The sequence below is a fragment of the Clostridium sp. K13 genome (assembly GCF_019734195.1).
In the GTDB taxonomy this organism is placed as follows: domain Bacteria; phylum Bacillota; class Clostridia; order Clostridiales; family Clostridiaceae; genus Clostridium.
Genome location: NZ_JAASHM010000011.1, coordinates 62,990 through 78,452 on the forward strand (window position 1 = coordinate 62,990; position 15,463 = coordinate 78,452).

Sequence of the window (15,463 nt, forward strand, 5' to 3'; positions counted from 1 at the left end):
ACCCCTCCTAATTATATCTAACTCTCGGATCAACTACTGCATACAGAATATCAGAAATTAATGTTCCAACTAGCGTAAGTACTGCCATAAACATTAAATATCCCATTAAGAAAGGTAAATCCTTACTATTAACTGCATCAAGAGCAGCTTTTCCCAAACCTGGAATTGAGAATATACCTTCAGCTATAATAGCTCCAGCAAATAAACTTGGTATTGTACCACCAATGAATGTTACTATTGGAATTAATGTGTTTCTAAATCCATGTTTATATATAACTTTATGTTCTGATAATCCTTTTGCACGTGCAGTTCTTATATAATCTGCATTTAAAACTTCTAGCATATTAGTTCTAACATATCTTAACCAACTACCCATACCTATAATTGCAAATACTGTAATAGGCAGAATAAAATGATACCCAATATCTAATGTTAATCTAAATCCTGTAAAATTTTCTCTAGCTGTAACCATACCTGATAAAGGTAACCAACCTAATCCCATTGCAAAAACTCTTTGTAATACTGCTGCTAGGAAGAAACTTGGTAAAGATATACCTGCTAAAGCTAAGAAAACTATAGCGTAATCCGTTTTTGTATATTGTTTCGTTGCTGATATAATTCCTAATGGAATAGCAATACAAAGCTCTATAACAAAAGCTATTGCTGCTAATGAAAAAGATGTCCACATTCTACTTGATATTACCTCTGTAACAGGCTTTGAATAAAGAAAAGATGTCCCAAAATCACCCTTAACAGCATTTTTAATCCAACTCACATAACCTTCAATAACACCACCATTTAAACCATAAGATTCCCTCAATAATTCTTTTTGCTCTGCAGTTATACTAGGATTTCCTGAAGTCATTTGCTCAACGAAGTCTCCAGGCATAGAACGTAATATTCCATAGATTAAAAAAGATACTCCAAAAAGAACTACAATACTAATTAACACACGACGTATAATATATTGCTTCATAATCCACCTCTTTCGTTTATATTAAAAATTATTAAAATATTAACCATAATTAATAAACTCTATAACTATCTAATTTCAATTCATATATATTAAAATATGAGGATGCTAATTAAAACATCCTCATACCTAAATACTATAAAACTACTTTAACTCTAATAAATGAATTTCATTTACATAGTTATAGTAAGTTGAAGTATTTTCTGGAATTGTATCTACATTAACTGTATCCCCGTTGTAAATCCATAAGTTTTTACGTTGATAAACTGGCATATAAGTAGCCCAACTCATAATTTGATCTAACTCTTCTTCTACTAATGCTTTTCTTTCATCAAAATCAAGAGTCTGCATTACTTCTTTTAATAAAGCATCTACTTTTTCATCTTGTACCCAAGTTCTATTAGAACCACCAGCTTTTACAAATTCACTACCGAATAATTGAGTTAAATCACAGTCATTAGAATTACCCCAAGCCATAACCCACATATCTATATCATCATTTTGTTGACGATTATTTAAAATTGAGAAATCAAGGTCACTAACAACTAACTCAGCTCCTAATTCTTCCATGTCAGATTTCATTTGAGTTAATATTGGTGTAGAAGGATGTGATGACGCACTACCAATACCAACTTCAACACTAAGTTGTTTTCCATCTTTAACTAATTTACCATCAACTTGTTCATACCCAGCTTCCTTGAAACATTCTAAAGCCTTATCTTTATCATATCCCCAATATTCTTTAGCATCTTGTGGGTACTCAGCTAATGTTGGAGTCATTGGTCTTTCAATAACTTCAGCTAATTCACCATAATAAGTAGCAATAGCTTGCTCTCTAGTCATTAAGTGCATTAAACCCTCACGAACCTTTAAATCTGGAATTCTCTTAGCAGAAATTGCAATATATCCATACCCTGGATTACCAATTAAAGAGTATTCAATTTCATTAGCTTCTAATTCTTCCATTATTTCTAAGGAAGCACTTGGATCTGTAATATCTATATCACCTGAAATAACAGCATTTACCTTTTGCTCTTCATCAACAACTTGATATTTAATATTTTCAATCTTAGGAGTACCTAAGAAATAGTCATCAAATTTAGTAACAGATACTACGTTGTTATCATATCCAACCCATTTATATGGTCCAGACCCCATTGGTGAATCATTCTTAGCTTTTACCATTGATAAGTCACCTTTAGTAAACCCTTCACCATAGTAGTGTTTTGGAGTTATAGGATCTAAAGTTAATTGACGGTCAGCTGTAATATTTATTCCATTAACTAATACTGTACAAGTTAAATCATCAACTTTTTCAATACCTGTTATTGTTTCAACGTTTATTCCATCAGCAAGACCTGCACTAATATATTCTTCAGATAATTTATCTACCCACCAAGAAACTGCATCATAATTATCTTTATACTTTTCATATTCACATTTTGCTAATAATTTTAAGAATTCATCACTATTTGATGCAACACTATCAGCATCATATCCTTCATTTTTTAAATACTCAACGAAAGTTGTCCCATCTCCTGGATCCCCATTTGGATCTCCTGCATACCAACCATCACAATTACTTGAAACTAAGTACTCCATAAATCCTTCTTCAGTTCCAGCCTTTTCAGTAGCTTGAGCATTTATTTCTGCTACTTTTGTAGAATAATCAGCATCATCATAATAGTATTCCTTCATTCCTACGATATCTATTGATGAAACAAATGATGCCATTCCATCATATGTTGGATCTGCTTTTACATAATAAGAGAATATTAAGTCATCAATAGTTACAGGCTTACCATCATGGTATGTCATTCCATCCTTTAACTTAATAGTGTATAAAGTTTGTACACTTCCATCTTCAGCTGTTACTTGTTCTGAAGTTATACTACCACCCTTATCTATCAATTCATTATTTTCATCTCTTTCACAAACAGATGTAAAAACTGTTTCAAATGCTTGTGCATCGTACGCTGACGTGTAAAAGAATGGATTAAATACTCCATTAAATGTTTGAGTTCCAATAACTAATGTATTATTGCTGCTACTGCTAGTAGTTCCATTATCAGTACTACTTCCTTCATTGCTTTTACTATTACCACACCCTGCTACAGTTAGTAACATAGTAGCCGATAATAACACTGCAAGTATCTTTCTTTTCATAATAAATTTCCCCCTTTTTTATATTTCTAAAATTTATATAATAATCTATAAAAAACTTATAGAAATTATCCCCCAGTAATTTTGTTCCTTTTATGTAATTATTTTTATTGTATTACAGTTTATTACATTTTATATATTGTTAAATATATAATAGCTTTTTTATTAAGTCAATTATCATTTGCTATTTTTTTTAACACTTTATTCACTATTTTTATCTTTTTAATCATTTTGCTGTCATAACCTATTTAAAAATCAAATTTTATTATTTTAATATAAGTTATCATTACGAAATTCATATATTTCTTCTTATTTATTACAATTTTTATATTAATTTATATATAAAAATAGTAAATTATTTTATAAGTAAAATTTACACTGTTATTTAATAGTTATGTTATAATTTTATAAGATTTAAAATAAGGAGATGTAAATGATGAGTAGTAAATTTTTCTTACATAAAGGAAAAAACAAAAGAGCTGAGCAAGGTCGTCCTTGGATATACATAGATGAAATAAATGAATATGATGGTGACTATGAAAATGGAGACATAGTTGAAGTATATAATCATAAAAATTACTTCATAGGTAAGGGTTACATAAATGATAAAAGTAAAATAACAATTAGAATAATGACAAGAGATATAAATGAAGAAATAGATGAAGCTTTCTTCAAAAAAAGATTTGCTGCTGCATGGGATTATAGAAAAACTGTTATTGATACTTCTTCTTGTAGATTTATATTTGGAGAAGCAGATTTTCTTCCTGGATTAACGGTAGATAAATTCGAAGATTATTATGTAATACAAATTTCTACTTTAGGAATGGATAAATATAGAGACTTAATAGTTAAAATATTAGTTGAAGAATACAATGCTAAAGGTGTTTATGAAAGAAGTGACATAAAAACTAGAGAAATTGAAGGCTTAGAACAAACTAAAGGCTTCTTAACAGAACCTTTTGATACTAATGTTGAAATTATTGAAAATGGAGTTAAATACATAGTTGATTTAGAAAATGGCCAAAAAACTGGATTCTTCTTAGATCAAAAAGAAAATAGAGCTGCAATGCATAAAATTTGCAAAGGTAGAGATGTTTTAGATTGCTTTACTCATACTGGTTCATTTGCTTTAAATGCTGGTATTGCTGGTGCAAAATCAGTTTTAGGAATTGATGTATCTCAACATGCTGTAGATTGTGCAACAAGAAATGCAGAATTAAATAATCTACAAGATACAGTTAAATTTGAATGCCATAATGCTTTTGATGTTCTTGGAGATTGGTCAAGAGAAGGTAAACAATATGATGTTGTTATTTTAGATCCTCCTGCATTTACTAAATCTAGAAATACTGTTAATGCTGCAATTAGAGGTTATAAAGAAATTAACCTTAGAGGATTAAAAATGGTTAAATCAGGAGGGTATTTCGCTACTTGTTCATGCTCTCATTATATGAGTGAAGAACAATTAAAGAAAACAGTACTTGAAGCTGCTCATGATGCAAGAAAAACATTAAGACAAATTGAAGTTAGAACTCAAAGTTCAGATCATCCAATTCTTTGGAATTCTGATGAATCATACTACTTAAAATTCTTTATATTCCAAGTAGTATAGAATCAGTGACAAGTTTCAAGTTATAAGTGGCAAGTTAAGTTAGAAACTCCTTAGGAAGTTTCTAAATATATATTCTAAATTCAGCTTAAGCTAAATTTATTCATTAACTTGTTACTTGTAACTCACTAAGCTTGTAATTTACCAATCTTACTCCCCTTGCTAACTTATAGCTGATTAAATATTGCTTTTTCATTATATTTCATAGGTTCTACATTAGGAAATAAAAATGACATTCTTAAAATATACACTGTCATTAATAATGTAATTGCTATTATTAATATAAATTTGAAATACTTTCTTTTGAGAATTAAAAAGAACATTACTACAAATGGTAACCAAAATAATGGATGAAATTTAAAGGCTTTTATAATATCACCATTAATTACTTCTGTAATAGCTCTACTCATACCACAAGATGGGCATGGAACTCCTATAACACCTCTTATTAAACAAATACTTCCCGTTATTGAAGAAAATTTTTTCATAAGTAAAAATATAATAAAGATTCCTATCACTATTAAACTTAATACCTTTATAAATTTTATCTTCTTAGTATTATAAGTAAAATATTTATTCATCATCTTAACCTAGCTACATATAAATTAATAATTACAATAAGGTATAGTATTTTTATCATAATTTAAGTTATTATACATATCTTTAAAAATATTAATATCTTCAGGACTTATTTTATAATATTTATCATCTATATTCATAATATAATCCTTAATAATTATGGTATGATTACTTTCTAACCCATTAGTCTGAATTAAAAAATCCCAATCTCCTAATAATTGTCCTGGAACTTCTTCCTTAGAAATATTATTTATAAATTCAATAATATTATCTATATCTATTTTATTATCTACAGACTTATAAGTGTTTCCATCTATTACATTCTTAATTATTACTTTATCAATATTAGTAGAATCTATAAAACTATCTCCTAGTGTATCTTGTAAACTAAACTCTTCTGTTATTCCTTTTTGTGCATCATTATCAATAGAACTTCTAGCTTCAGATTCATTATTACTAGCTATCTCCGGAATATCTGCACTATATCTTGCAATTTGATTATCTAAACTTTTTTCTATAGAATCTGACTTATTAAAATCAACTCCATATTTTACTGACATTCCAGCTATAAATATAAATGCAAAACATGCAGCAGTAGTCCATAATTTCTTGTTATTGTACCATCCATTAGTTTTCTCTTGTTTTTCCTTATCTAAATTTTCTAGAGTTTCTTCAAATTTATATTCAAAAGATTTTGGTAAGGCAAACTCTTGCTTTTCATTTTCACTTTTATTTTCTAAATATTCATCAAATTTATCCATGAAGCTCCTCCTTTAAAATATTATATAGCTTTTCTTTAGCTCTAGATAACCTGGATTTTATAGTTCCTTCCCTTACATTAAGGACTTTTGCTATATCCTTATATTTCATATCCTCAAAGTAAAATAATATTGTTGTAGTTCTTAGTTCATCATCTAAAGAATTAATTGCATTATATAGTGATAAATCTTTATAACTATCATTAACCTTTATGTTTTTAAAGTGATCTTTATCTACCGCTACTTCTCTTAATCGTTTTTTATATAAATTATTGCTTTCATTTATAACTATTCTTATTAACCAAGTTTTAAAAAAGACTTCATCCTTCAATGTTTTTATATTTTTATAAGCCTTTAATACAGCCTCACTAACTGCATCCTCTATGTCTTCTTCCTTACTTAATATGGATTTAGCCACTCTATATAATGCAACCTTATTTATTCTAATTAAATTACAAAAAGCTTCCTTATCGCCTCTTTTTGCCCTTTTAACTTCCATTATCAATTCATCTTTACTTAGATTATCTACTGAAGCCTCCAAACTATTCGCTCCCTTCATCCATTAGACTTAAATTTATCCTTCTTTGTTCCATAAGGAACACTATAAATCTTTAATTTTATTGACCTAACTTATACCTACTAACATAAAACAGAGTAGAAATTCTCTTAGATATATTATAAATTAAAAAGCGACTGTTGCAAAAATTATTTGTACAGTCGCTATAATATCTCTATAAATTTAAAATTATTTAAAATCTTTTCCTTGCCAAATATTATTATCTACAAGTGCTTTATCAATATCATTTAATACTTCCCATTTTTTCAAACTCCACATTGGCCCAATTAAGCTTTGTCTTGGTGCATCACCTGTTAGTCTATGAACTACCATATCTTCTGGTATCATAGCTACACTCTTACATATTAAATCGATATAATCCTCTCTACTTAGAAGTTGTAATTCTCCACTTTCATATTGCTCTACCATCTTAGTTCCCTTCATCAGATGTAATAAATGAAACTTAACTCCTTGAGCTCCTGAATGTGCAACATAATCTACTGTCTTTAACATATCATCTTTAGTTTCTCCTGGAAGCCCAAATATAGTATGTACAACAACTTCAATTCCTCTTTCCTGTAATTTCTTTAAACTACTATCAAAAGTTTCAAAATCATAACCTCTATTAAAATTATGTGCTGTTTTATCATTTATAGTTTGTAGTCCTAATTCAACCCAAAGGTAAGTTTTTTTATTTACTTCTTCAAGATAATCTAAAACATCATCATCTAAACAATCTGGTCTTGTTCCTATAGATAAAGCAATAACATTTTTTTGAGCTAATGCTTCTTCATATTTTCTTCTTAACTCTTCAACTGGAGCATATGTGTTAGTATAAGCCTGAAAATAAGCAATATACTTACCATCCTTCCACTTTTTCTCCATCATTTCTTTTCGGTCTTCAAACTGTTCTGTAATAGATAGTATTCTACTCCCAGCAAAATCTCCTGACCCTCTTGCACTACAAAAAGTACAACCGCCCTTTGCAACTTTTCCATCTCTATTAGGACACGTAAATCCCCCATCTAGTGATATTTTATATATCTTTTCTCCAAATTTATTTCTTAGGAAATAATTTAAACTGTGATATCTTTTTCCATTCCACTCTTTTATCATTTTTTTCTCCTTATATTAATAGCTATTTATATTAATACATTTATTTTAATATTAACTATGTAATTAAAATAGAGGTAACGCATATAAGCATTAACCTCTTTTATTTTTTACTATATTATAAATTACTTATTAACTAATTACAATTTAATCATTTCTTCACTTTTCATATTAAAACTGTATTTACCTGTAATATCATCAATACTACCATCAGATTTATAAACATCCATTATTAATTTATCTCCATCAAAATATCCAGCCTTAACATTATATATATCTCCATTAAAAATATCATCTAATTTAGCATCTACAGCCTTTCCATCATCAGCTTTATATATATTTAATCTACTTATTCCAACCTGATTTTTATAATTAACCGCTATATTATCATCCTCTTTAGAAAATATAAAATCATCTATTTTTATATTATTTAATAAATCTACTGATACAACTTTACTTGTAACAGGCTTTTCTAAAACTTCTTGCAGACTATTTAGTGTTGAACCTTGTGATGCTGTGTCTTGAGATATATCATCAACACCGTCTTTCATCAGTGAATTATCAATATAAGCAATACAAATAAAAGTATTCTTATCATCTATAGTCGAAATAGCCACCTTTTGACCAGTAAATCCCAAAACTACTTTTCCAAAGCTATTATTAGGTACTTTTTCCTTGTATAGCATAATCTTGTTTTCTCTTAAATATGTATCCTTAGGAATATTATTCAAGCTTATTATTAAGCTACTTTTACCACCCTTTTCTCCAATTATTCTTAATGAATTATTACTTATATATAATTCTCTTTCTGTTTTTGAATTTATTTCTCCTATACTATAATTTTCACCATTTCTATTTACTTTAATAGTATAGCTTTCTAAGTTACTCTTAGGTTCAATACTTGAATCTCTAATAACATTAAAAATATAATATCCAAACTCACTACTTACTATAGTTTTATCTAATTGAAATCCTGTTATATCAGAAACTCCTTCTGATATACTAACATTCTCCTTAATTAACTCACTTTCACAAATATCATTAGCTTTTGCTATATCACCATTTCTAATATTTATTAAATAATTAGTTGCTAACTCCTTTCCTTTGAATACATCAAATAAATCTATGTTTGCTTCCGTATTCTCATTTATCTTAGTACATCCTATTAATAAACTAATTGTTAAAATCAATATGCTACTTAAAACTCTTTTAAAATTAACCATATCAATCTCCTTATATACTTTTATTACTCTTAAATTTATTTTTCCTAATAAAATATAGCTTATTCACAAAAAAAGAATAATTGTACTGTAACCTTTATATATTAGATATTAGAAATATATTGGGGGGATATGCGTGAAAAAGGATTTCACTAAGATTTTTCAAATTGCTGTTGTATTTATTGGAACAGTTGTAGGTGCTGGACTTGCTTCTGGTAAAGAAATTACTCAATTTTTTACCTCTTTTGGTTTGACTAGTTTTTTGGGAATACTCTTTTGTGGAGTGTTTTATGTATTGATGGGGTCAATAATAGCTAAAATAGGTATTAAATATAGTCTTAACTCTTATAGTGATGTTCTAAAAATAATAAGCCCTAATTTATTAGGTAAAATAACAGGAGTAATAACAACCTTTTATTTAATTTCTAGTGCATCAATCATTCTAGCTGGAAGTGGTGCTTTAATTAATCAGTTTTTTTGTATTCCAAAAATTGTTGGTTCTCTAATTATGCTATGTATCGCTTGTATATTTTTATTAAAAGATACAGAAGGTCTTATTGAAGTAAATTCATTTATTGTTCCAGCTTTACTAGGTACAATCACCCTTATTCTAGTACTATATTTTTTATTTTGTAAAGATTCTATTTCATTACAACATATTGCTAGCTTCGAACCTCCTAAAGAAGGAGTTTTTGTTTCTACAATACTTTATGCAGGATATAACATACTTTGCTGCTCTGGTGTATTAGTTCCATTAAGTAATGAAACTAAAAACTCTAAAATAATGGTTTATGGCGTTGCATTTGGAGCTTTAGGCCTAACATTATTATCTGGTGCTATCAATTTATTATTATTAGCTAATCAACCATATATATTTGAACTTGAAATACCATTGCTTTTGGTTGCCCAAAGATTCGGAACTGTTATACAAGCTTTATTGCTAGTAATAATTTGGCTTGAAATGTTTTCTACCGAAGTTTCAGATGTTTACTCAATTAGTAAAACATTAGAACAAACTTTTAATATTAAATTTAAAAAAGGAATCTTTATCGTTTTAGCTGTAGCTCTACCAATATCACAAATTGGATTTTCAAATTTAATATCAACACTATATCCTCTTTTTGGTTTACTTAGCTTAATATTCATAACACAATGTATTTATTTCTATTATAAACATAAATCCGAACTTAATGAATAAATTGCGAAGCAATTTATTTAGTTAAGGGCCTTCGGCCTGTTAAGTTTTTTTGAACAGCGCTCCGCTAGTTCAAAAAGGTAAAAGTTGACTACGCCAACGGTAAAAGCCTTTTGGCTAGTTAAGGAGGAAACTTCATAAGAAGTTTCTAAAATATATATTTAAAGAAATTACGAAGTAATTTCCGCCTTAACTTTTTACCGTTTGCTTTAGCAACCCCTTACCTATGATTAATTAGCGCCAGCTATATTAATCACTTTACCTTGGCCATTAGGCCCTTAACTTTTATTTTCCTTCGCAATATATTTGAATTAATCGTCAAAGTAGTTTATTTTCGGTATTTCTTTTGAATTCATAATATCAAATGATAGTGGTGGAACAAATACTTTTTGATTAATAGATGACCTTAATTCTGCAATTCTTGTTACCCCAACATAAACATCTGATATTTTATACCAAGTTGCATAATCTACAACTCCTGTTTGTGGTAAGTTAAATATACTTTGAAATACCTTAACTGCTTCTTGCGTTTTTGATCCATAAACTCCATCAACTGCTAACTTAGGTATTAGTGGATAATTTTGAGCTATTCTATTTAATTGGTCTTGAATTGTCTCAACCTCAGCTCCACTAGAGCCTATAGTTAAATCATATCCTGGATAAGAACTAGGACTTCCTTTTACAATTTCTGCTGTAACTAATTCAATATCATTTCCATAGTAATTAGTTAATATTTCATATGGAGTTTTTCCTTGATCTCCAAGATATTTACTTCCCCATTGAGTCATCCAACCTGGACATTGAACATTCTTTCCATCGCAATACTGTGTTAATAAGGGTTGCTTTCTACCTACTCTTCTTATATAACTTGAAAAAATATCATCAACAACTGCGCTTATACTATCATATATATTTCTTCCATAAGTAAAAGCATGATCATATGCTGTAGAATTAGTTATATCATAATTCTTTCCTTTTCCCCTATACCATTCCGTATATATTCTATTTAATGTAAATGATATTATTGCATAAACATTAGCCCTTATAGTATTTTCTGGCCAAGTTGAATATATTTCACATGAAGCTACATTTTTAATATACTCCTTATACAAAACAGTATAATTAGGTGCTGAAGTATTGCTTGGCGTTCCAGTATGAACAGTTATAAACTCTGGAACTACTGGCTTTGGAAGTACAACTCCACTAGTTGGAGGTGGTAAAGGCTTATCAACTTCTTCTGGAATTTTGGCTGGATAATTTCCATTTAATGTATTAGGGCCTATATTTATTACATCTGCTCTGCTATTCCTACTATCAGATTTTATTAATTGACATTGTTGAATTGCTGTTTGGCCTGGAAATATTTGAACACCATTAATAACTAATGTTTGAAACCCCTCCCTATCTATTCTTAAATCATACAAACTGTAGGGTGTTGGTTGTGATGGTTCTTGTGAATATTCTAGTGGTGGTGCATTTAATTCAATAACTTGCGATTCTCCTGATGAATTAGTAACTAAGTTAACTTCTTTATTATCACTCGTTTTACCTGAAGATGATACTATGGTTATCTTACCACCCTCTACAGGTATATAAGTATCACCTACAAAACATTGTATTTTTAACCTACCTTTATCAGCCATAATAACTCCTTAATATATTAATCCATTAATTATTAATATGCTTTTTTATTATATTTAGTGATTATTATAAATCTCTAGGCTTTCTAATAAATAAGTTTTTAACTCTATACTCCTCAAAATCTGTATTTATTCTAGGTGTATATGTTTGTTTTATCCAATCAAATACACCTTGTAAATCAAACATTCCATATCCCCATTGCCTATTAGGATAAATATCACCAGGTCTTGTCTTTGCTCCACTTATAATGTATGTTTTTATTTGTGATGAATATATACCTGGATAATTTCCATCAGTAACTGCCCACTGAAGAATAAGAGCACAACATCCTGCCACAACAGCACCTGCAACTGAAGATCCACTCATCACTGAAGTTGCTCCTCCTGGAATAGTAACTAAAGCATTACTTCCTCCAGCTACTATATCCGGTTTTATATTTCCATACCTTGTATAACCATTACTGGATTCTGATACAATGGAATTATTATTTTGATTATAATATCCTACTGAAATTGCATTATTAGAAGTACTTGGTAATGTAATAGTTGTATATTCAACTGGATTTAAAAACTTAGTTTCATCATCTATAAGTTCCCTTTGAGGTATCCATGCATAATAATTACCCTCTACTATATATTCTCCAGTTAACCTAAATTTCCAAATTCCTGGTCTTAAATTATATGCTCTTATAAAAATAAGTGTATCACCTGTTGATAATTCAGGTGAAGTAAAATTAACTATCATTTCAGTTTTTTCATATAAAAATTTTATTCTTCTATTATTTGTATTTTTGGCTTCTATGTTATCAATTATTTCTCCTGTCGGTGATATTATTGATAACTTAACTCTATTAGGTTTATTTATCCATATTGTTATTGGTAAGTTTTTTTGCCTTTCGCCAATTCTTATTTCTATATCTTTAATATCACCTGCTTTCTCAATTATTCCTTCAGTATGAGTATCTGTATTTCCTTGGTTTCCAACTGGAACAACAATTACAGTTTCCGCTTGAGTTGAATAGTTATCAATAATACTTTCATCAATTCCATTTCCAGTATGAGAACCCATATTGCTTCCCATTGGAATAAATAGAACTAATGGCTTATTTAATTCCCTTGCAACTGAAACTACATATCTTATTCCCAGCAATACACTCCATGGGCTATATGATGGCACATCCATTTTATCAATAAGTGCTGCATCAAGTTCTACCTTAGTTGTTCTAGATAACTTAACAATAACAAACTTACAATCTGGGGCAACTCCCTTTAAATCTGGGTTTATTCCTCTTCCACCAATAATCCCACTTACCTTAGTACCATGCCCAATCTCATCCTTAGATGGAACTATACTATATGGATCCCCACCTGAAGTTTGCAAACTTATTGCTTGATTTATTTGATCTTCAGTATATTCTACTCCATATTTTAATCCATATATATACTTATCTCCTTGAATAGTTTGATCCCATAACCTTACTATTCTTGTTGTATCATCTTCCATTTGAAATTCTTTGTTAAGATAATCTATTCCAGTATCAATTACTCCAACCAATACGTCTCTTCCATTAAGCCTTAAATATGGATTGGTATTAAATACAGGTGCTCCACTTGCTTCTACTGGTGAAATATCATTTAATGTTAATATAGTAGAAACTTCAATATTAACTATTCTAATTGCTAATTTTTTTACTTCGTCAACTTTATCAGCTGGTGTAATTATCACCGCAAAATTTGATGATATCATTACTCCTTCAATATCTTGTATTTTCAATAAATTTTTTAAAACTTCTTGATTTGAAACTTCAGCTAAAAGGAAAATTTTATCTTTACTATCTGAATTATAATCCACATTTATTTCATCTGCTCTTTTAAGATAATCATCCATAAGTATAACTTTACTCTCTTTATTTCTAAGACCTAACCCTAATGTTTGAGATACTAAATTAATACTTTCTCTTAAACAAAGTTCACCATATCCCCAGCCTGCATCTGGATACTCTATATCTTGCCTAGTCTTTTTTGAACCTAGAATTAAAAAATATTTTACTCTTTCCCCATATAAATAAGGATCATTTCCATTTACTATTCCCCATTGCATCATAAGAGCTGCGGCACCTGTAACTTGTGGTGTTGCCATAGAGGTTCCTGTTTTTTTATCAAATGCCCTATTAGGTATAGATGAATAAATTCCTTCTCCTGGTGCAACTATATCAGGCTTTATATATTGTCCATTATATTTTTCTCCTCTTCCACTAAATGGTGAAATAATATCAACTAAATAATTATAACTTCCAACTGATATTACATTTTTAACTGTGGCAGGTATTCCTAATGTGTTATAAACAACAGGTTCTAAAAACTTAGTATTAACATTTAATCCTTCTGAAATAGGTAACCACATATCAAAGTTTCCGTCATATTTATTTAATTTTCTTAATGTTATTTTCCATTGTCCTGAAGATACAAAGCCATTAATTCCAGTTAATATAATTCCAATTTCTCCACTTACATCAAATGGCTTAGGTCCAGTTAAATATATGGAATATCTAGAATTTCCTATTGTTCCTTCATTAACTCCTTCTTTTACTAATATTTCACCAGTACCAATTCCATATGGAGAAATTAACTCTATACTTAATTGTGGCAATATTGATTTATATAAATTTATTACAACTATAGATTCATCTGATGAAATATTAAAATACACATCATTTACTTCTTCTAATGTTCCTCCTACATGATGTGCTGCTTCACCTTCATTTCCTGCTGCTATAACAATTGTTACTCTTTCAGTAGCAGAAACTGTTGAAATATATTGTTCAAGCAAACTACTACCATTATGTGCTCCATCATTAGTACTTAAACTCATATTTATAGCTAATGGCATATTTAGCTCTTTTCCCTTATCAATAAGAAACTTTATTCCCTTCATTATTTGAGTACTTAATGCAAATCTACTTCTAGCCACCTTGACCATTGCTATTGAACTTTCAGGTGCTACACCATAATATTGCTTATCTATTTTTCCTCCAGCACAAGCTATTCCTACAACATGTGTTCCATGTCCAGTAATATCAGTTGAATTAACTATTGAATATGGATCAGATGATTTAAGTGCTTCATTAATTTGCTCCTTAGTATATACCTTTCCACCTTCATCTAAATCATATATATATTCTATTCTAGTTGTTCCATCAGGATTTCTAAATGCAGGATGAGTATAATCTATTCCAGTATCAATAAATCCAATTAAAACTCCCTTTCCATTAAATTCACTTGAATTTAACTGTGTAATACAAGAAGCCCTATTACTTTCATAATCATCTGCATATAAACTTTTAGGTAGTTCTATATATTGAATTTCTGGGCTAGTTGCTAAAGCAACAAGATTTTCTATTGGAATTTCTGCTATTCCATATCCATATCCCAAATCAACATACTTTCCATTTAAGTTTTCCACTATTTTAGAAATTTCACTTGGAGAAGCTCCTGAAATTATACTTACTTCAATTTCAGAATCATTATTAGTTGCTAAAAAGCTATGTGATATATTAAGCTTTGATAATATTGATGTTGGCATATTCTTTAATATACCTAAATTATTTAAATTACCTTCTATGTTTACCACCTCGTAATAATTTCTCTTATCAATAT

General features: G+C 29.0%; 11 protein-coding genes. 2 read left to right on the forward strand and 9 right to left on the reverse strand.

The window, feature by feature from the left end; genetic code table 11:
* Window positions 1-7: 7 nt before the first annotated feature.
* Complete coding sequence (locus HCG76_RS08550; RefSeq protein ID WP_221699927.1) at window positions 8-976, reverse strand: ABC transporter permease; 969 nt, start codon at window positions 974-976, stop codon at window positions 8-10.
* A gap of 141 nt (window positions 977-1,117) precedes the next feature.
* Entirely contained in the window at window positions 1,118-3,139 is a 2,022-nt protein-coding gene (locus HCG76_RS08555) for an ABC transporter substrate-binding protein (RefSeq protein ID WP_221699928.1), read from the reverse strand.
* Between the two features lie 433 nt (window positions 3,140-3,572).
* Between HCG76_RS08555 and HCG76_RS08560 the strand changes: the two genes are divergently transcribed.
* On the forward strand, window positions 3,573-4,748 hold the full coding sequence (locus HCG76_RS08560; RefSeq protein ID WP_221699962.1) for a class I SAM-dependent rRNA methyltransferase: 1,176 nt from the start codon (window positions 3,573-3,575) through the stop codon (window positions 4,746-4,748).
* A 164-nt stretch (window positions 4,749-4,912) separates the two neighbouring features.
* Here HCG76_RS08560 and HCG76_RS08565 read toward each other — a convergent pair whose 3' ends face one another.
* The 5 genes from HCG76_RS08565 to HCG76_RS08585 form a co-directional block, all read right to left on the reverse strand.
* Window positions 4,913-5,329 carry a DUF2752 domain-containing protein gene (locus HCG76_RS08565; protein ID WP_221699929.1) on the reverse strand — a complete coding sequence of 139 codons (417 nt, stop codon included), beginning with the start codon at window positions 5,327-5,329 and terminating at the stop codon, window positions 4,913-4,915.
* Window positions 5,330-5,350: 21 nt separating this feature from the next.
* Window positions 5,351-6,085 carry a hypothetical protein gene (locus HCG76_RS08570; protein ID WP_221699930.1) on the reverse strand — a complete coding sequence of 245 codons (735 nt, stop codon included), beginning with the start codon at window positions 6,083-6,085 and terminating at the stop codon, window positions 5,351-5,353.
* Window positions 6,078-6,623, reverse strand: coding sequence for a sigma-70 family RNA polymerase sigma factor (locus HCG76_RS08575; RefSeq protein ID WP_221699931.1), 546 nt, complete (start codon window positions 6,621-6,623; stop codon window positions 6,078-6,080). The genes HCG76_RS08570 and HCG76_RS08575 overlap by 8 nt, the downstream gene beginning before the upstream one ends.
* A gap of 204 nt (window positions 6,624-6,827) precedes the next feature.
* Window positions 6,828-7,754, reverse strand: a complete 927-nt coding sequence (locus HCG76_RS08580) for a TIGR01212 family radical SAM protein (RefSeq protein WP_221699932.1) — start codon at window positions 7,752-7,754, stop codon at window positions 6,828-6,830.
* 137 nt (window positions 7,755-7,891) lie between these two features.
* A complete protein-coding gene (locus HCG76_RS08585; RefSeq protein WP_221699933.1) occupies window positions 7,892-8,974 on the reverse strand; it encodes a hypothetical protein in 1,083 nt (360 codons plus the stop codon).
* 133 nt (window positions 8,975-9,107) lie between these two features.
* Here HCG76_RS08585 and HCG76_RS08590 point away from each other — a divergent pair, with 133 nt between their 5' ends.
* Window positions 9,108-10,169 carry a YkvI family membrane protein gene (locus tag HCG76_RS08590; RefSeq protein ID WP_221699934.1) on the forward strand — a complete coding sequence of 354 codons (1,062 nt, stop codon included), beginning with the start codon at window positions 9,108-9,110 and terminating at the stop codon, window positions 10,167-10,169.
* Between the two features lie 308 nt (window positions 10,170-10,477).
* Here HCG76_RS08590 and HCG76_RS08595 read toward each other — a convergent pair whose 3' ends face one another.
* Complete coding sequence (locus HCG76_RS08595; RefSeq protein ID WP_221699935.1) at window positions 10,478-11,809, reverse strand: peptidoglycan-binding domain-containing protein; 1,332 nt, start codon at window positions 11,807-11,809, stop codon at window positions 10,478-10,480.
* Window positions 11,810-11,873: 64 nt separating this feature from the next.
* The gene (locus tag HCG76_RS08600) at window positions 11,874-15,437 is read right to left on the reverse strand and encodes a S8 family serine peptidase (protein ID WP_294171353.1); all 3,564 of its coding nucleotides are present in this window, start codon (window positions 15,435-15,437) and stop codon (window positions 11,874-11,876) included.
* Between the last annotated feature and the right edge of the window lie 26 nt (window positions 15,438-15,463).